This is a genomic window from Nibrella saemangeumensis (assembly GCF_039541915.1).
Taxonomy (GTDB): domain Bacteria; phylum Bacteroidota; class Bacteroidia; order Cytophagales; family Spirosomataceae; genus Nibrella; species Nibrella saemangeumensis.
In genome coordinates this window covers 385,850-404,341 of sequence record NZ_BAABHD010000084.1, presented here as the reverse complement: position 1 = coordinate 404,341, position 18,492 = coordinate 385,850, and the positions used below count along the sequence as shown (strand labels likewise).

General features: G+C 54.2%; 19 protein-coding genes. 7 read left to right on the top strand and 12 right to left on the bottom strand.

Annotated features, from left to right (window positions below):
* The first annotated feature begins 25 nt into the window (after positions 1 to 25).
* The gene (locus tag ABD949_RS29325) at positions 26 to 829 is read left to right on the top strand and encodes a toxin-antitoxin system YwqK family antitoxin (RefSeq protein WP_345249880.1); all 804 of its coding nucleotides are present in this window, start codon (positions 26 to 28) and stop codon (positions 827 to 829) included.
* Between the two features lie 62 nt (positions 830 to 891).
* Here ABD949_RS29325 and ABD949_RS29320 read toward each other — a convergent pair whose 3' ends face one another.
* On the bottom strand, positions 892 to 1,410 hold the full coding sequence (locus ABD949_RS29320) for a DUF4494 domain-containing protein (protein ID WP_345249878.1): 519 nt from the start codon (positions 1,408 to 1,410) through the stop codon (positions 892 to 894).
* Positions 1,411 to 1,636: 226 nt separating this feature from the next.
* Here ABD949_RS29320 and ABD949_RS29315 point away from each other — a divergent pair, with 226 nt between their 5' ends.
* From ABD949_RS29315 to ABD949_RS29305, 3 genes are all read left to right on the top strand, one after another.
* Positions 1,637 to 2,407 carry a head GIN domain-containing protein gene (locus tag ABD949_RS29315; protein WP_345249876.1) on the top strand — a complete coding sequence of 257 codons (771 nt, stop codon included), beginning with the start codon at positions 1,637 to 1,639 and terminating at the stop codon, positions 2,405 to 2,407.
* Positions 2,408 to 2,443: 36 nt separating this feature from the next.
* Positions 2,444 to 3,445: a sensor histidine kinase gene (locus ABD949_RS29310; protein WP_345249874.1), complete on the top strand. Its 1,002-nt coding sequence runs from the start codon at positions 2,444 to 2,446 to the stop codon at positions 3,443 to 3,445.
* Positions 3,446 to 3,526: 81 nt separating this feature from the next.
* Entirely contained in the window at positions 3,527 to 4,300 is a 774-nt protein-coding gene (locus ABD949_RS29305) for a LytR/AlgR family response regulator transcription factor (protein ID WP_345249872.1), read from the top strand.
* Positions 4,301 to 4,376: 76 nt separating this feature from the next.
* On the opposite strand, the gene ABD949_RS29300 is transcribed toward ABD949_RS29305, so the two are convergent.
* The 8 genes from ABD949_RS29300 to ABD949_RS29265 form a co-directional block, all read right to left on the bottom strand.
* The gene (locus ABD949_RS29300) at positions 4,377 to 6,413 is read right to left on the bottom strand and encodes a M3 family metallopeptidase (RefSeq protein ID WP_345249870.1); all 2,037 of its coding nucleotides are present in this window, start codon (positions 6,411 to 6,413) and stop codon (positions 4,377 to 4,379) included.
* An 88-nt stretch (positions 6,414 to 6,501) separates the two neighbouring features.
* Entirely contained in the window at positions 6,502 to 7,440 is a 939-nt protein-coding gene (locus tag ABD949_RS29295; protein WP_345249868.1) for a DUF2279 domain-containing protein, read from the bottom strand.
* A gap of 109 nt (positions 7,441 to 7,549) precedes the next feature.
* Positions 7,550 to 8,755 (bottom strand): NAD(P)/FAD-dependent oxidoreductase, encoded by a 1,206-nt coding sequence (locus ABD949_RS29290; protein ID WP_345249866.1) that lies wholly within the window; start codon positions 8,753 to 8,755, stop codon positions 7,550 to 7,552.
* A 127-nt stretch (positions 8,756 to 8,882) separates the two neighbouring features.
* Positions 8,883 to 9,365 (bottom strand): YeeE/YedE family protein, encoded by a 483-nt coding sequence (locus ABD949_RS29285; RefSeq protein WP_345249864.1) that lies wholly within the window; start codon positions 9,363 to 9,365, stop codon positions 8,883 to 8,885.
* Positions 9,366 to 9,391: 26 nt separating this feature from the next.
* A complete protein-coding gene (locus ABD949_RS29280) occupies positions 9,392 to 9,964 on the bottom strand; it encodes a YeeE/YedE family protein (RefSeq protein ID WP_345249862.1) in 573 nt (190 codons plus the stop codon).
* Positions 9,965 to 9,973: 9 nt separating this feature from the next.
* Positions 9,974 to 11,350: a hypothetical protein gene (locus tag ABD949_RS29275; RefSeq protein ID WP_345249860.1), complete on the bottom strand. Its 1,377-nt coding sequence runs from the start codon at positions 11,348 to 11,350 to the stop codon at positions 9,974 to 9,976.
* 91 nt (positions 11,351 to 11,441) lie between these two features.
* Entirely contained in the window at positions 11,442 to 12,458 is a 1,017-nt protein-coding gene (locus ABD949_RS29270) for a c-type cytochrome (protein ID WP_345249859.1), read from the bottom strand.
* The gene (locus tag ABD949_RS29265) at positions 12,445 to 12,678 is read right to left on the bottom strand and encodes a hypothetical protein (RefSeq protein ID WP_345249858.1); all 234 of its coding nucleotides are present in this window, start codon (positions 12,676 to 12,678) and stop codon (positions 12,445 to 12,447) included. Before ABD949_RS29265 ends, ABD949_RS29270 begins: the two co-directional genes overlap by 14 nt.
* 103 nt (positions 12,679 to 12,781) lie before the next feature.
* On the opposite strand from ABD949_RS29265, the gene ABD949_RS29260 reads away from it, so the two are divergent.
* Complete coding sequence (locus ABD949_RS29260) at positions 12,782 to 13,225, top strand: DsrE family protein (protein WP_345249857.1); 444 nt, start codon at positions 12,782 to 12,784, stop codon at positions 13,223 to 13,225.
* A 117-nt stretch (positions 13,226 to 13,342) separates the two neighbouring features.
* On the opposite strand, the gene ABD949_RS29255 is transcribed toward ABD949_RS29260, so the two are convergent.
* Both ABD949_RS29255 and ABD949_RS29250 read right to left on the bottom strand, forming a co-directional pair.
* A complete protein-coding gene (locus ABD949_RS29255; RefSeq protein WP_345249856.1) occupies positions 13,343 to 14,761 on the bottom strand; it encodes an MBL fold metallo-hydrolase in 1,419 nt (472 codons plus the stop codon).
* Between the two features lie 87 nt (positions 14,762 to 14,848).
* Complete coding sequence (locus ABD949_RS29250; RefSeq protein ID WP_345249854.1) at positions 14,849 to 15,649, bottom strand: sulfite exporter TauE/SafE family protein; 801 nt, start codon at positions 15,647 to 15,649, stop codon at positions 14,849 to 14,851.
* Positions 15,650 to 15,818: 169 nt separating this feature from the next.
* Between ABD949_RS29250 and ABD949_RS29245 the strand changes: the two genes are divergently transcribed.
* A complete protein-coding gene (locus tag ABD949_RS29245; protein ID WP_345249852.1) occupies positions 15,819 to 16,436 on the top strand; it encodes a methyltransferase family protein in 618 nt (205 codons plus the stop codon).
* A gap of 54 nt (positions 16,437 to 16,490) precedes the next feature.
* Positions 16,491 to 17,480 carry an aldo/keto reductase gene (locus ABD949_RS29240; protein ID WP_345249850.1) on the top strand — a complete coding sequence of 330 codons (990 nt, stop codon included), beginning with the start codon at positions 16,491 to 16,493 and terminating at the stop codon, positions 17,478 to 17,480.
* On the opposite strand, the gene ABD949_RS29235 is transcribed toward ABD949_RS29240, so the two are convergent.
* The gene (locus ABD949_RS29235; RefSeq protein ID WP_345249848.1) at positions 17,481 to 18,476 is read right to left on the bottom strand and encodes a DUF1028 domain-containing protein; all 996 of its coding nucleotides are present in this window, start codon (positions 18,474 to 18,476) and stop codon (positions 17,481 to 17,483) included.
* Positions 18,477 to 18,492: the final 16 nt, after the last annotated feature.

Below are 18,492 nucleotides of genomic sequence, written 5' to 3'. Positions count from 1 at the left end.
TTACCACACCCAAACCCTCACACTTATGGCAACGCAACGCCCTTTTTTGCTGTCCTTCACGGGACTTCTAGTAGTTAGTTTGCTCTCCGTCACCCCGGATGACCGGATGTATGCCCGCAAAGAACGTCATGATCGTGGCAACCGGATCGAAGAAGTTGTTTATCATGACCGCAACAACCTCCTGGCTACCCTCAGGACGTATAGTACCGGCGGAGTGCTGCAGATGGAAGAGCAGTACAGCGATTACCAAAAACGGATCAAAAATGGATTTACCAAATACTGGTATCCAAGCGGAAAACTGTACTGGATCAGCGATTACCGCAATAATGTCCGGCATGGTGCTTTCCTGGTTTACACCGAAGACGGTACCCTCAAGCGACGGGAATACTATAAAAACGGAACACGCAAAAAAGCGATCTGCTATGGTCAGGCCGGTGAGGTTGTTCCCTGCACCGACTTCCTGCAGGAAGCGCGCTTTGCTGCGGATCCGCAGCAACTGATTACCCATCTGCAGACCTACATGGACCGGGACCTGCATCCCCTGCGGGCCCCCCGAATGCTGGTCCGCTTTGATGTCGGTACAGACGGTGCCGTCGAAAACCTGTATTTTATCTTCCCATCGCAGGAAGGCCAGGTGAATTCGCCCAAACCCTTTAAGCCGGCCAACGATGATGAGCCAACGTTTCTGATGGATGCCTTTGAAGACATGCCCAACTGGAAGCCGGCTACGTTTGACGGCATTCCGATTCGCTCTACGGTCTCGCTCGCCGTACGCTACAAAAAGGGAATTCTTACCATCAGAAAAGGACCGGATCACGTGACCCGTTAAGGGTAAATCCAATCCTCAGAAACAGCAATCCCCGGCCTGGCAGGCCGGGGATTGCTGTTTAGTTACGCCTGAACGGCTACCTCACTCAACGGCCGGAGGTTTGCCGGAATTTTCTCTTCTTCGGGCTCGTATGGCCAGACCTCCAGAATCGGCGTCAGGTTGATGTCGGTGATCTCGAACGGCACCAGCATGGTCCGGAGGCTCTCTTCAATGCGGGCGTGAGCTTCCTTTACGGTTCCGGCATTTACCAGCATCATGTTTATGACCTTCTTCTCCTTACCGCTGCGTTCATCTTCGGTCATGTAAATAACCTTGCACTTATACCACTTTTCCCCGCCCTCGAAATGAAACACATCGCTCAGCCGCATGGGCCGGATGGCGGTGATGCTGAATTCGGGCGTATTGTCGGCAACCAGCCGGTACAGCCGGGCTTCGGCGTCGGTATACGAAACGGCATCAAGCAGGTAAGCTTCGTTGATGGTCTTGAGCCGGGGTAGTTCGCCGGAACCGTCTTTACGGGTATCGGTCAGCGAATCGTCGGTTTGTTGGTAACGTATTTTCCCTAAAAACCAGCTGGGCATATCTTTTTGCGTTTAAGTTTTGATGGTCGACGTTTGACGTTTGGCACTCGGCCTTCTAATGAGGGGAGCAAAAATAACCTTTTCGGGGAATGAAGGAGGCCCGACGGCTCATCTTTTTAGCGTCGGCAATCATCCGCCCATTTTGGTGCTTCATCGAACTTCAATTGATTTTAGCAACCAGTTCCGCCAACTTTGATTCGACAAACTATTCACACCAAAAAAGAAAATGAGTACTTTACTGACTATTAATTTACTGGCTATGGACCTGTTAGCGCCGGATGCGGTTACCCATTACCTTCACCTGGTCCTGCTGTCGGTCGGGCTGCTGGCCCTGATCGGCACGGTCTGGTGGCAGGTGGGAAAAGAATCGTACGAAGATGTCACCGAGAACCGCGACCTCAGCCCGTTTGACTCCCTGGCAATCTGGGGAGCGCTGAACGTGCTGGTAACGCCCGGCAACACCGCAACCATCACCCTGCGCGGCACGCGCCGGGCTATCGACTGCCTGCGGGTCCGGCAGTATGGCCGCACCCTGAAACTAGGTTCCCGCTTCGGCTTCTGGCGACGGCAGCGTGATCTGTTCCTGACCATCACTACGCCCGATCTTAAGAAGCTCGACGTATCGGGAGCCTGCGCCGTGCAACTCAATGGATTCACCAAACAACAGACGATGGACCTGAGCATTAGCGGAGCCTGCAACATCAACTACGATGGCGAAGCCGAACAGATGACGGCGGATGTATCCGGAGCCTCGCGGCTGACGCTGGTTGGTCACGGTGCGCGGCTGTCGGCCGACCTGACGGGCGCTTCGCAGTTGCAGGCGTTCGATTTTCAGGTCAGCGAAGCCAGGATTGATGTAACGGGAGCCTGTTCAGCCCGGCTGAATGTGCTCAATCAGTTGTGGGCAGAAGCTACGGGAGCCAGTAAGATTCAGTATCGCGGAGAGCCCCGCATTCAGTTCAAAAGTTCAGGAGCGAGTTCCATTGGCCGGGTTTAAGGGGCTTGGTTCCGGTAAGGAGAATAATCAATATTCATGAAACATCGATTTGGCCGGTTTATTGGTATTGCTTTGGTAGCCCTGCTGTTAGCGTATTTTCTGCTTACCGTTGATACCGCCGTACCCACTGCCATAAAGCTTCAACTAATAGGGCTCGTGATTGCGACCGGCTTTGCGATTTACCTGCTCCTGGCCTGGGTGGTGCCTTACCTGATCAACCGGACTGCCGAACAACTCTCCCCGCAACGATTCGTGGCCGTAACGCTTACCTCCAGCGGCATTGTAGCTGCCATAACCGGATTTATTCTGCTCAACATGATCGGGGTCATGTGGCAGGTACCTTTCGCGGCTGAGGATTATTTCTTTACCTGCGGGATGTTTGCCGTCATTACCTCGGCCATCACCGCCGTGTACTCCCTGAAGTCGTTTGTGGAACGCTGGAAAGGCCTGCTGCTGATGGAGGAAGGCTTGAAGCAAGCGGTGCTGAAGGCAGAATTCGAGTCGCTGAAGAATCAGATAAACCCACACTTTCTGTTCAATTCGCTGAACATCCTGACCGCCCTGATTCCGGAGGATTCCCGAAAAGCGGTGCAGTTTGTGGAGCGGCTGTCGAAGATGTTTCGCTACAATTTGCAGCATTCCGACCAGAACACGGTGGAGCTGGCCACGGAGCTCCGCATTGCCGAATCGTACCTGTTTATTCAGCATATGCGCTTCGGAGACAACTTCCGGTACGCCATTCAGCTTGCCGACGAAGACAAACAGAAGCAGATTGTCACCCAGGGCCTGCTGACCCTGCTCGAAAACGTAGTCAAGCATAACGAATGCTCGCAGGAGAACCCGCTAACGGTGGGCATCACCTCAGACGGCCAGCACCTCATCGTGGGAAACAGCCTTCAGCTGAAAAGCCGCCTGAATACCGTTTCCACGGGTATTGGTCTGCGTAACCTGCAAAGCCGCTACGCTCAACTCGCCGGCCGGCAGGTGGAAATTCAGCAGACGGAGAAGGATTTTATTGTCAGGTTACCACTCTTATAAAGTCAATAGTGGGTAGTCGCCAGTCGATAGGGCTAATACCAGACTGCCTGGCGACGACCCGCTCTGACTTACGACCAGAATATGAAAGTACTAATTGTGGAAGATGAACCGCTGGCGGCCAAACGGCTGGAATCGCTGGTACAGGAGGTAGAGCCGGAGGCTGAAGTGATGGACCGTCTGGAAAGCGTACGGGCCCTTGTGCGGTGGTGGCAGACTAACCAGGATACAGGACGTTCGGCACCGGATCTGCTGCTGATGGATATTCAGCTCGCCGATGGGCTGAGTTTTGAAGCCTTTCAGCAGGTTAACATCACTACGCCCGTCATTTTTACTACCGCCTATGACGAATACGCGCTGAAGGCATTCAAGGTCAACAGCGTTGATTACCTGCTTAAGCCCATCGAAAAGGACGAACTGGAACTGGCGATCGGCAAGTTCAAGCGAAACCAGCAGACCTCCACTCCCGAAAATCTGACGAAGGTACTCGAAGCCTACGGCGTAAAACCCGTTGCCTACAAAAGCCGCTTTCTCCTGAAACAGGGTGGCCGGTTTGAGGTAGTGGATACCCGCGACATCCAGTACATCTACGCCGACGAAAAAGTAGTGTTTCTGGTCACCAGCGAAAACCGCAAGTTCATTGTTGACGAAACGCTGGACGAACTAGAGGGCAAGTTGGACCCTAAACTCTTCCACCGAATCAACCGGAAGTACATCAGCCAGTTGGGCGCTATTGAGCGCATCGAGCCGCACTTCAACGGCCGCCTGCGGCTCTGGCTGCACAACCGCCCCACCGATGAGGAAATTTTCGTCAGCCGCGAAAAAGCGGAGGCCTTTAAGAGTTGGCTGGATAGTTAGAACCGTCGGGGACGAGCAAAAAGAAAGAAGCCGGTGAGAGCCGGCTTCTTCTAAAATCCATTTACGCTGGTTCTTCTTACAGCACCAAGCCACTCCGGCGCAGCATGGCCTGCGGTGACGGTTCCCGGCCCCGGAACTTCTTGTACAGTTCCATCGGCTTTTCGGTGCCACCTTTCTCCAGCACGTTCTTGCGGAATTTGGTGGCTACCTCGCGGTTAAAGATTCCTTTTTCTTTAAAGGCTTCGAACGCATCGGCATCCAGCACCTCCGACCATTTATAGCTGTAGTAGCCGGACGAATACCCACCCGCAAAGATGTGCGAGAAGGCTGTACTGATGGCTACACCCGGAGCTGTCGGGAACAGCTTTGTTTTCTCGTCTACTTTCTTCTCTACATCGGATACCGATTCGCCGGTTGGTTTCTGGCTGTGCCAGTACATATCCACCAGGCCCAGGCGTACCTGACGCAGGTTGCCGATACCGGCCAGGAAGTTCTGGCTGGCGCGGATTTTGTCGATCAGTTCCTGCGGAATCACCTCGCCGGTCTGATAGTGCTTTGCAAACAGCCGCAGCGCTTCGGGCTCGTAGCACCAGTTCTCCATCACCTGCGACGGCAGTTCCACAAAATCCCAGGCCACGCTGGTACCCGACAGGCTCTTATATTTGCCGTTGGCCAGCATACCGTGCAGACCGTGACCGAACTCATGGAACAGCGTAGTTACTTCGTTGAAGGTCAGCAGAGAAGGACGTGTCTCCGTGGGGCGGGTAAAGTTACAGACGTTTACCACGTGGGGGCGGATGTTAACACCGTTAACCACTTCCTGCCCCCGAATTCCGTTCATCCAGGCACCGGCGCGTTTGCCGGAGCGGGGGTGAAAGTCACCGTAAAATACCGCCAGAAATTTGCCGTTTTCGTCGAATACCTCGTAGGCTTTGACCTCCGGATTGTATACCGGAATGTCCTTGTTTTCCTTGAAGGTAAGACCGTACAGTTTGTTAGCCACCGTGAAAGCCCCGTTCAGCACGTTCTCCAGCTTGAAGTAGGGCTTCAGCATCTCGTCATCGAGGTTGTAGCGCTCCTTCTTCAGTTTCTCGGCGTAGAAGCTGTAGTCCCAGTTTTCGATCTGGTCGCCTTTGAAACCTTTATCCTTTGCGTATGCCGTCAGCTCCGCCAACTGCTTCTCGGCAACGGGCTTTGAGTAGCCCAGCATTTCGTCGAGGAACTCCTGCACACGCTTGTTGGAACCGGCCATGCGGTCTTCGAGCATGTAATCGGCGTGGGTATTGTAGCCCATCAATTTAGCCCGATCGTAGCGAAGCTGCACCAGGCGCTGAATCGTCTGCTCGTTGTTATTCTTATTATTCTGAAAACCCCGGGAGTTATAGGCCAGGAAGAGTCTCTTCCGCAGATCGCGGTTCTCGGCATACTGCATGAACGGCAGGTAACTCGGAGCCTGAAGCGTGAATACCCAACCGGCTTTGCCTTTCTGTTTGGCGGTTTGCTTAGCCGCTTCACGGGCGAAATCCGGCAGACCAGCCAGGTCTTTCTCATCGGTAATTTCCAGCATATACTCGTTGGTCTCGCTCAGCACGTTTTCGCCGAACTTGAGGGACAATTGCGAGAGCTCCTTGCTGATTTCCCGGTACTTCTCCTTATCGGCCGGGCTCAGGTTAGCGCCGTTGCGGGCAAACCCTTTGTAGGATTTCTCCAGCAGCATTTTGCTCTCCGTGTCCAGCTTCAGCTTATCCCGCTGCTCATATACGGCTTTCACCCGCGCAAAGAGTTTTTCGTTCAGCGAGATGTCGTTGCCATATTCGGTTAGCAACGGCGAAGCTTCGCGGACAATGGCCTGCAGTTCGGGGGAGGTTTCGGAGCTGTTCAGGTTGAACATCACCGCCGATACCTTACTTACCTGCTCACCGGCCCGTTCCAGGGCCACAATCGTGTTCTCGAAGGTCGGTTTGGCCGGGTTAGTAACGATAGCGTCAACCTCTTTTTTCCCTTGCTCAATGGCGATTTTCAAGGCCGGCAGGTAATGCTCGTTCTTGATTTTGTCGAACGGTACCGTTTCGTGTGGGGTGCGGTACGGTTGCAAAAACGGATTCTCACTCATCTTGTTTTTGTCGGGAGCGGGTCAAATCTTATCCACTAAAAGCAGAGAGTAGATAAAAGGTTCCCTGACGGGTTGAACGGCAGCCTGTTTAGTCTTTGCTCAGGGACAGTGGGTGGAACCGAACTTTATGAATCCGGTTGAACTCAACGGTTGGTGCCGGTATCTTGAAGAATTGCGCCGTGCCGATAAAGCGCTGCAGCGACGAATTGACCGGCAGCCGCGACAGGTCGGCATCCGGCGATATATAAAACTGACGATACCGCTGGAATTTCACCTCGCGGCCGTCTTTGTCAAACACAATGGGATTTTCGTGCCCGCCAATCATGCCGCTGCCGCTGTAGCCCAGGTCCAGGTTCAGCCAGCGGGGAAACAATGGTCCAACCGGCAGCACCGACGCCAGGTTCAGCGACAGCCAGTATTGCTGGGCGTTATAATCTTTCAACAGTTGCACACCCGTTTTACGGCCCAGCAGGTCGGAGCGGTACGGCGGGTAAATACTCTTCCGAAACCCATACTTCATGGTCACTTTCTGCTCGCCGAAACCATACTGCTGCCCCACAAACAGCATCGTACCGGCCACATTGGCCACCATATCCATTTTGGAGAACCCCCAGCCCTCCGAATAGCCGTCGTATACTTCAATGGTCGATTGAAACAGCAGCGCCAGCAGCCCGCCGGTCAGAATAGAAGCCCGCTCGCTGACCCCGCTCCAGCGCATGAGCTCGTAACCACCCCGGCTCATGCAGTAGGCCGTGGCCGCGTGGCCAATCTTATCCATTTGCAGCCACTCGCGGTTGTCGTTGAAGGAATGAAACCTGACTTTCTTTTTATACCACGTTTTTTTGAGCATGACCAGCGTCACGCCGTAAAACAGAGCCGTACCCGCTACCACCCCAATAAACCGCCCCTGCCGGATACCGTCCTGAGCGGGTTGCCCACCCATGGGTTGAAACTGGGCCGAACACGGTAACGTCAGGATAAAAAGCGCTGTCCACAGCAGAAACACGTTTATAAAGCGAGCTTTCATGCGGCAAAGTAACCACTTTTAGGCTGACTCGTTGATTGGTTAATTAGTTAAATGGTTCATCAGTTGATTAGCGAGACCACCCTAATGAACCAATTAACCAGTCAACAACTCAGGCTTTTCCGGTCAGAATTCGGTGCCAGTACAGCCACGGCAGCACGTATTTTTTGAGCAGCCACATGGTCCAGCGCGGCACCGTCTGGTCAAAGGGGAACGTCATTTTGGGCTTGTTGGAATAGTCAAACTCCGCCAGCATCAGTTTGCCATATTCGGTTGGGATTGGGCAGGCGGTGTAGCCGTCATACTGCGCATTCGATGGCGTCTTCTGCAGAAAGGCCAACAGGTGTTCGACCATCACCGGGGCCTGTTTCCGGATGGCGGCTCCGGTTTTGGAGGTAGGCGCATTGCTGACGTCTCCGCAGGCGAAAATATTGAAAAAACGACTATGCTGGAAGGTAAACTTATTGACCTCTACCCAGCCTAAGTGCTGCGTTGGGTCGGCCAGCGGGCTGCTTTTGATGAAATCGGGTGCCGACTGCGGGGGCGTAATATGCGCCATGTCAAACGTCAGGGACTGTTTCACCAGGCTTCCGTCAGGGTCTTTCCCTTCAAAGTAGAGGGTGTGGTTCGGCCCGTCGATCTCGGTTATGGTCTGATGAAAATGCGTTTTAATCCGGTAACGTTTGACGACCCCTTCCAGCGTTTTGGCGAACTCCTTTACGCCGAAGATGATGGTACCGCCCGATACAAAATGCACTTCGGTTTTGTCCAGCACACCATTCTTCTGCCAGTAGTCACAGGCCAGATACATGATTTTCTGCGGAGCGCCCCCGCACTTTACTGGTGTCGGCGGATTGGTAAACACGGCCACTCCACCTTTGAAGTTCTTAATCAGTTCCCAGGTATAGGGGGCCGTCTGGTAGGCATAATTGCTCGTTACGTTATTTTGCCCCAGCGTTTCACGCAGTCCTTTGATTTTGCTCCAGTCGAGCTGAATACCCGGCACAACCACCAGCGCATCGTAGGTGTACACAGCCCCGCTCCGGCAGGTCACCTGATTCTGTTCAGGCTGAAACGAGTCGACGGCGTCGCGAATCCAGTCGGCTCCTTCCGGGATATAATCCTGCTCGGCTTTTTCGGTATCCCGTACGTCAAATTCCCCGGCCCCGACAAGCGTCCAGGCGGGTTGATAATAATGCTTTTCCGACGGCTCAATAATACCGACCGACAGTGCCCGCTCTTTGCGCAGCAACTGGGCGGCCGTTGACAAACCGGCATTGCCACCTCCAACGATCAATACCTGATATTTTCTTTTCATGACGAAAAAAGTTAAGTACCGGTTAAAGGTAGCGCCTGAAAAAGAGGTAGTCAGTAACCTTTGTCACAGAGAGTGAAAGAGCGAAAGAGTGTTTAGTAGCGGGCCACACTCTTTCGCTCTTTCACCTTTAATGCGGCAACCGCTCCCGCAGGTAACCGTACGTCCAGGTGCCGGCAATGGCGCTCAGCAGCGTCACAATGACGATCAGATAGCCGCTACCAATCTGGGCGAACAGCGGTCCCGGACAGGCACCCGTAATGGCCCAGCCCAGGCCGAACATGAGTCCGCCAAATACCTGGCCTTTCGTGAATTTTTTCGGGTGAAACTCAACCGTCTCGCCGGCGATGGTTTTGATGTGAAACTGCTTGATGAGCCACACGGAAATCATCCCCACCACCACGGCCGAGCCGATGACGCCGTACATATGGAAGCTTTGCAGGCGGAACATTTCCTGAATCCGGAACCATGAGATGATTTCGGCCTTTACAAAGACGATACCGAACAGGATACCAACGACCATATATTTAAGATTGGCCGTCCAGTGTTCCGTTTTTTGCATATCGTTGGGTGCATCGCACACCATGGATGGGGAAACATCTATCTTTTGCATTGCAGTACAGATCTTTTCAGGATTAATTAAACTAACTTCATCAGGTACGGCAGAATCAGGTGCGTCATGGCAAAACCACCGACCATAAAACAGCAGGTTGCTACCAGCGAGGGCAATTGCAGGTTAGACAGGCCCATAATCGCGTGGCCAGATGTACACCCCCCCGCCCACCGGGTGCCAAAGCCTACCAGAAATCCACCCAGCACAAAGAAAATCAGGCCCTTGAGGGTAAACAAATTAGATACATCAAACAGGTCAGCCGGCATCAGCCCGGAAAAATCCTGAATGCCAAGCGCCTTCAGGTCGGCCACCGTAGCCGCCGACAACTGGACCGCATCGGGGTTGGCCAAAAACCGGGTAGCCAGAAAACCACCCACCAGCACACCCACCACAAAAAACAGATTCCAGACCTCTTTCCGCCAATTGTACTGGAAGAAAGGAATGTTGGCCGGCACACAGGCCGCACAGATATGGCGCAATGACGATGAAATTCCAAATGATTTGTTGCCGATCAGCAACAGCACAGGCACTGTAAGCCCGATAAGCGGCCCTGCCACATACCAGGGCCAGGGCTTCCGAATCAACTCTAATAACTCCATGAAACTGATTTATAGATGATAGTTAAGCATTACATTTAGCTGGTTCATACCTACCTTGTTGTACACATAGCGGGCACTGTCGTAGGTATTGCCGGCGGCAGCTTTATATAAATAAACCAACTGCGCATCCAGGCCGTTCACAATCCGGTAATTGACACTCAGGTGTGCCTGCAAATAAGCGGGCATGCCGTACTTATTCAGCGCCACATTCTTTACGTCCGGGAGTTGGTAATACCCGACACTGGCTTCGCCTTTGAGTCGTTTGACCGGCATCAGGATAAGATTGGTACTAAAGGCGATAACGTCGCCAAAGCCTTCGTTCCGCTCCCTGAAAAGAAAGGTATAAAACGGCTCGCGGCCCCATTCGCGGGGCATCAGAAACCGCCCTTCTGCCGTAATTCGGGTGGCATTGAGATGCATCGCCCAATGGAGTGCCTGAAACCCGATGCGCCCCGACCCGATTGTCGACCGGTTCTGCGGAGCCATGTACGCCTTTGCCTCATCCGCATTGCCCCCGTTGCCGGTTGCCCATTCACGGGCCAGTTGCAGACCGGCTATCCACTTCCCGGCTCCGCTGCCGGGCAGCGTAGCATCGGCACGGACGTAGGCTAGGTTAAACACGTTTGCTACGTGGGTATCCCAGACCTGCAGCACCACCAGCCCCAGTTTATGCGTCAGGCCAAGCTGAAAAATGCCCGCCGACCGGGTATTGCCCGCGTATTGCGATGGCCGCCCGCTACCATCCACCCCAACCGGATACAGACCTATGCTTTCACCTATGCCATGCCAGCCGACCGTTGAGCGAGGTGCCATCCGACGCCAGTAATCGACCTGCACGCGGGTGTTTGCCCACTCGCCCCATTCCAGCGATACACCTTCGGCAAAGGTCGGGGAAAGCCGGCCGTCCTGTGCGTTGATAAACGGTGACTTCGGTAGTTGCCGGCCTACCGTGACGCTGGATTTCTTCGCCAGATGGTAGCGCCCATACAGCTCCTCAATCCGGCTAATCAGCGCGTGGCTACCGGGACGCTGCAGGTCAAACAGACCGACTTCGTACCGATTCGGCGCGTTTGTTTGCGGATCACGGGCGGCCAGGTCCGACGAAAGCACATTGGCGCGGAAAAAGGCCGTTCCGCCAAGTTGCAGGTGGTTAAACAGGCGGGGTGTCTGGTAGCCCAGTCCTACCCCAACACCCCAGGCATAGGCATCGGTCAGGCCCGGCTGGTTGTCGGTAGCCATGAAAAGCGAGCGGACCCGAATGGGAAACCGGTCGCGCTGGAGCCAGGGAGAACCACTGGTTAGCGTATCAGGCTGTTCGGCCCGGCCGGTGAGCGCAGTCGCCCACAGCCCGAATACCAACAAAAAAGACGGAAAACGCCTGGTCATATCCTTTGCAATCGTTATTGATGTTACAAAGTTACCACCGATGCCTGCCGCCTTTCCGTGACTAAGGTTACAGAACCGACTCCTATTTGATTTATTTCAGCCGGGTTTTATGCTGGTCCTGCCAGGCCTGGATGGGTTTGAACGGCCCATACTTGTGCTGTTTCTCCGAAAAGCCGTCCGCATAGGGGCCAAAGGGATGGTCGATTGGCTTTCCGGCTATGTGCGGCCAGTCGTTGCGCAGGTCTTTGGCCGGACGCGGCATCGAATTAATAAAGGCGGCAATATCCCAGGCTTCTTCATCCCTTAACTGCGGAGCCTCAGAGGTAGCGCCCAGCGGCATATTGGTTTTGATGTAGCCGGCCATTCGCGACAGACGGTACAGCCCGGCGCCTTGGTTGTAGCTGTGGTTTCCCCACAAAGGCGGAAAGGTATAGCCCGTTCCGTCCGGCCTGGCAATGCCTTCACCCTTAGCACCGTGGCAGGCTACGCACTTTTGCTGGTACGCCATCCGGCCTTTCCGGGGGTCGGCAGCCCGGTCCAGGTAAGGTACTTTCCAGATACCCGCTCCCTTTGGGGTAACACCCTTTGGCACATTACGACCCACCGAGTTGATGTAGGCCACCATGGCCTTCAGTTCGCGGCTATTGCTGTCCAGCCCCTTGCCGTTCAGGCTCCGCTCCATACAGTCGTTGACCCGCTTGCCGACACTTTCGACGGTGCCGGAGCGTTCGCGATACTTAGGGTACGTAGCGGCCACCGCCTTATAGTTATTCCCCCAGGGTTTGGTGCCGGCATCCAGGTGGCAGTTCTGGCAATTCATACCGTTGGAGAGATACGCCACTTTGCCTTTCGGGCCGAGATAGGTGGCCGTGTTTACGATAAGTTCTTTACCGTACGTCACCAGTTCGGCATCGTTTTTTGTCTGGTCCGGTGAACGGCGGGTAGCCGTCCGGATTTTATTGACCGACTGAGCCGGCCTGGACACGGGCGGAGAAAGTATCCAGGAGGTTCCGGCCGCGAGCGGTATGGTCGTTAAACCCACCCATACCAGCATGGATTTACCCAGCAGGTCGGCTCCGTTTCGCTCCTTAGCGCTATACCTCTTCATGGTGAATCTTCTTAGGCGATTGGCGGATTGATTGGCGAGAGTCCGGTATACTGCAACCTGCGGGTCCGCATCCGGTATTGAATATGACCTGTACCAAAAACAGTCCCCCGAGCAAGCCCAACACTGGCTGCCCGTCGACAAACGAACGCCAGATAATCAGGCCCCCCGCCACGAGCCGGATAACCCGCATGAACGTCCAGTTTTTCAAAAGACTTTGCATAAAACTTGTATATTTAGACTGTCAATACCAACCCTACACGCAGCCGCCGGTAACCGAACTATATTTCTAGTACCGGCCTGTATCAATCCAGTCAAACGCAATTATGAACCCCTTCGCAACGTTCCTGCTTATCCTGGCAACGATTCTGGTCAAACCTGCCCTGGCGCAAACTCCCTTTCACGGAGCAGAAGCCACCAAACCAAGGTATTACGTTGCCTACCAACTTAATACCGATAATGAAGAAAAGATAAAGAGCACGTTACAAAATATTCAGAATGCGCTGACCGACCCAAGGCTTAAAGGAAAGCTGGACGTTGAACTGGTGGTACACGGCTCCGGGGTAGCCCTCTTCCGGAAAGGCAGTCCATACGAGCAAACCCTGCTGGACCTACAGAAGCAGGGCACCCTGCTGGTTCAGTGCGAAAATACCTTACAACAACGGAAGATAAGCAAAGACGAGCTGTATCCCTTTGTGTTGTATACCCCCAGCGCCAACGGTGAACTCATCATCCGCCAGCAACAGGGCTGGGCAATTATTCATCCCTAAGTGAAAGGCGAAAGAGTGGAAGAGTGCGGGCCGCGTCCGGCAAATAGCGTGGAAGTCCATAGCAATTGACGGTTTTCAGATTGGTAGACGGCACCACAGCATCACTCTTTCACTCTTTCACCCTTTCTTCATCGTAGTCGGGCACACGTAATCGGTGGTTTTAATCCGGCCGGTTTTCTGCATATCGGCGAATCCACCCGCTACATCGATGACGTTGTCGTATCCCCGCGCCTTCAGAATCGACGCGGCCATCATGGAGCGATAGCCGCCTGCGCAGTGGACGTAAAACGTTTCGTCTTTCGGGAATTCAGCCATGTGTTCGCTGATATAATCGAGTGGCAGGTTTTTGGCACCGTCGGCGTGCTCGGCCTCAAATTCACCCGGCCGGCGTACGTCTACAACCGTTACCTGCTCCTTTTCCAGCCGGTCAGCCAGCTCACCGGCTGAGATCGAAGTGATGGTATCCACCTCCTTACCGGATGCCTGCCAGGCCGCAAAGCCGCCTTCCAGGTAACCCAGCACATTGTCGTAGCCTACCCGCGCCAGCCGCGTGAGGGTTTCCTGCACCTGGTCTGGTTCGCACACCAGTAGCAGTTCGTGACGAACATCCGGCACCAACGCACCTACCCAGGGGGCAAACTGACCACCTAAGCCTATATTGATAGAGTTTGGAATGAATCCCTTACTGAACACCTGCGCCGGCCGGACATCGAGCACCAGCGCACTGGTTTCGTTGGCGGCTGCTTCGAAGGCTTCCGGATTCAAGGGCTGGGCTCCGCGACTCAAGACGGTGTCGATGCTTTCGTACCCCTCTTTGTTCAGCATCACGTTCTGCGGGAAATACTGGGGCGGAGCCAGCAGGCCGTCCGTCACCTCTTTAATAAATTCCTCCCGGCTCATATTGGCCCGGAGGGCGTAGTTGAATAACTTCTGATTGCCCAGCGTATCGGTGGTTTCCTTGCTCATGTTCTTGCCGCAGGCCGAACCCGCTCCGTGCGCCGGATACACAATGACATCGTCGGGCAGGGTCATCACCTTGGTCCGCAACGAGTCAAAGAGATAGCCAGCGAGGTCATCCACGGTCAGGTCTGATTTCTGCGCCAGGTCCGGACGGCCCACATCACCGATAAACAAGGTATCGCCACTGAACAGGGCCATTTCTTTACCCTTCTCGTCGATCAGCAGGTAACAGGTCGACTCCATGGTGTGCCCAGGGGTGTGCAGCACCCGAATCTTTATCTTACCCAGCGACAGTTCTTCCCCATCTTTGGCCACGTATGCCGCAAAACCCGTCTGGGCGTTGGGACCATACACAATGTCGGCTCCGGTCTTCTTCGCCAGGTCGATATGACCCGATACAAAGTCGGCGTGGAAGTGCGTCTCCAGCACGTATTTGATGGTAGCCCCGTCGCGCTCAGCCCGCTCGATGTACGGCTTTACTTCGCGCAGGGGATCTACAATGGCTACTTCGCCTTCACTTTCAATGTAGTAGGCTCCCTGGGCCAGGCAGCCGGTATATATCTGCTCGATTTTCATGACTTTTTTACTTAGTTTTTGATTGAATGATACAAAGTTACTATCCGTTAAACACCTAGTCTGTAACATTTGTCACCGGAGCCGTTCTTAAAGCAGTGTCTCCTTAACAAGAATAAGAACCCCCATGACCAGCACAAAGTAGCCAAACGCTTTTTTCAGTTTTTGGCCCGGTACAAAGCGGGACAGGTAGGAGCCCACAAAGATTCCGATGATGGATAGCCCGGTAAATTCGAGCAGGAACGGCCAGTCGACCGGAATATTCGATAAATCGCCCAGGAAACCGATCAGCGATTTGACCGCAATGATGAGCAGCGAGGTGCCAACGGCCATTTTCATCGGCAGTCGTGCCAGCAGCACCAGCGCCGGGATAATCAGAAAACCTCCGCCCGCCCCAACGATACCGGTCAGCGTACCGACCAGGGCCCCTTCCAGCGCAATCAGGGGCAGGTTAAACTGCACCGGCCCTTCGGCTTTCTGCGCCTTGTTTTTGTCGCGGATCATGGAGATAGAGGCCGCCAGCATGACCAGCGCAAAGAATAACATAATGGCTACATCTTTACTCAGCGTAAAAGCGGCCGTGGTAAAAATTGGGTCGGGTATGGCAGGTACCAGGAATTTTCGGGTCAGGTATACCGCCAGGAACGAAGGGACCGAAAAAACCAAAGCAGCTTTGTAGTTGACCTGCTGGTGGCGCATATAGTTAACAGAGCCCACCAGCGAAGTTGCCCCCACCACAAACAGGGAATAAGCCGTTGACATAATGGGATTGATGCCCATTAGATACACCAGCACAGGCAGGGTCAGAATGCTGCCGCCCCCCCCGATCAGTCCCAGACTGATCCCAATCAGAATGGATGATGAAAACCCAACTAGTTCGATTGTACTCATTTGATTTGCCTTAATTTTTCAGCAAATCAAGCATATGCAACGCGGCCATTCCGTGACTAATGTTACATAGCCGCCTGATCGTTCTCCATTCCGGCCCCTATGCCCTGCAAACTGCCCACTGTAAACTTCAAACTGACTGTTATATTCGTATTTCCCTGCGAACCTTGTTATGAACCCGTATCTTTCCATCCTTCTCGCCTGGGTCTTGTTCGGCTCCTTACACAGCCTGACGGCAAGTAATACCGTAAAGGACTGGTTCAGAAAATACATCAGGAACTACTACCGGTATTACCGGCTGCTGTACAACGGGCTGGCGGTAATAACATTTGTGCTGGTACTTGCGGTTCACCGGACGGCTCCTGCTGATTACCTGTGGGCACTAAACCTGTGGAGCCGGGTTGTGGGTGCAGTACTGCTGGTGGTGGGATTTGGCGTAGCCGTACTGGCATTCCGGCAATACGATCTGGGTGATTTTACCGGACTTGATGCTTTCCGGCCTGAGCATGAGGTAAGCCCTCAGCCTCTGGTGCAGGCCGGTTTGCTGCAGTATGTCCGCCACCCGCTATATACCGGTTCCATTCTGTTGGTACTTGGCCTTTTTCTGCTGTCACCAACCCTTAGCTATGGCATGCTGTTCGTGCTGACGACGCTGTACATCCGGATCGGCATCTATTTTGAAGAGCAAAAGCTCCTCCGTGAGTTTGGCAGTACGTACCGGCATTATCAGCAACGCGTTCCTATGCTTTGGCCTACCCTATGGGCTAAAACAGTCAGTAAAGTGAGGTAGCTTTACGCCCTTATCTGTCGCTTACATCACTGTTTACTTCTTTACGCCACAACCATGAACTACCGCTCATTTGGAAGGACCGATTTGCAGGTTAGCGAAATAGGCTTCGGAGCCTGGGCCATCGGCGGCCCCGCCTTTGCCGGCACCATGCCCATCGGCTGGGGCGAAACCGACGATACTACCTCCGAAAAAGCCTTACATCGCGCCTTTGATCTGGGCATCAACTTCTACGACACCGCTGACTTCTACGGCCTGGGGCACTCCGAAGAACTCATCGGCAGGGTATTCGGCAACCGCTCCGATGTGATTATTGCCTCGAAGGTGGGGCAGAAGCTGGGGGATAACAAAGTAGAGATCGACTACTCCAAAGCCTACATTATGCAAGCCTGCGAGGACAGTCTCCACCGGCTCCGGCGCGACACCATCGACTACCACCAACTACATATCGCCAAAGTAGCGCATCTGGAGCAGGGCGAATGCATTGAAGCCATGGAGCAGTTACAGCAGGAAGGTAAAATCCGCTACTGGGGTATTTCGCTCAATACCTTTGCGCCCGAACCCGAAGCCGACTTCTTCCTGACGCACCAGATCGGCCATGGCTTCCAGGTGGTGTTCAATATCCTGAACCAGCATATCCTCTCCTACCTGCCCAACATGCAGGCGCAGGGCTACGGCATCATCGCCCGAATGCCCCTCCAGTTTGGTCTGCTGGCCGGCAAGTTCGACACCAGCACCACCTTCGACGCCAACGACCACCGCAGCTTCCGGCTTACACCCGAGCTTATTGAAACATCAAACAAGGCGCTGCAACCGGTCTGGGAGTTGGCCCGCCAGTATGGGGTAAGCCCCGCTGAACTCAGCCTGAGCTACATTCTCAGTTTTCCGGAAATCTCCACCATCATACCCGGTATCCGCACCCCGGAGCAGGCTGATAAAAATACGAAAGGACTCGTCCAGCTGAAACCTGAAGACAAAGCCTTTGTCATGCAGCAATATGAAACGGCATTCCGACCGGTGGTGGAGATGATGCGTAGGCAGGGGTAGCTACTTCACTAACTCCCTCAACTCCTTCTGCGACACCGTCAGCAGTCCAACTTTGGGCAGCCGTCGGGTGAGTTCGCGCCAGTTGGGGTCTTTGGCGTAGATGGAGCGGAGCAAATCGGCAGCTTTGGCAACCTGTTTGGAATTGGCTAGCCCAATGGCGGTCCAGTATTTCATTTCCAGGTTTTCGGGAAACATTTTCATGGCGGCTCCGTACTCGGTCATGGCTGTTTTCATGTCGTTCTTCTCAACCGCCAGGTCGCCATTGTTCATGTACTCGTAGGCCCGATGTACCCGCAGCAACCGGCCCAGCTCCTGTAGCGGTTGGGGGTTATCATCTACCCGCAGGTCGACCAGGTGGTTATCATCCCAGGGTGCACCGGTGGACTTGCCCCGTACCACCAGCAGCACCGCCGATTGTTTACCCCGGATGTCGCCACCGGCTGCCTGGGCGGCATCCATGGCTTTCATGACCCGCTCGGGCAGGGGCAGCGACGCGTTCTTTTCAAAAGCAGTAGCCATAGCGGCCGGTACGGTATTGTTCAGCATCATATTAGCCTGTACCGAAAAGCCTCTGCCTTTCCAGTGGCCGGCATGGTCCACACATTTTTTTCCGGTATGCACCGCCACATTCCCCTTAGCATCGACGATGGCGACCTGCCGGACATCCCGGCCTTCATCCCCTTTCAAGAGTTCATCCAGCGCCTGCTGCGCCGTCTTGCCCTGCTTCAGGAGTTGCAGACCACGTATCCCAAATGATTTATTAACAAACGATTGGGTAGCCACCACCCCTACCCCGGCCTCACCCCAGGAGACCGTCGTGCCTACCGAAAACCAGTGACTTTGTACGCCCACTGCCATGTCGCCGGTGCGCTCGTCGCGGGCTACAATGGAGAAGGTATGGGCAAAGGGTTCAGGCTGGCCATTCTGACCAATGCGGGTATGCTGCGCCTGTAAACAGACCGGGCTGAGGAGCAGTAGATAAATTAGTTTGCGCATGGATGAATAAGAGAGT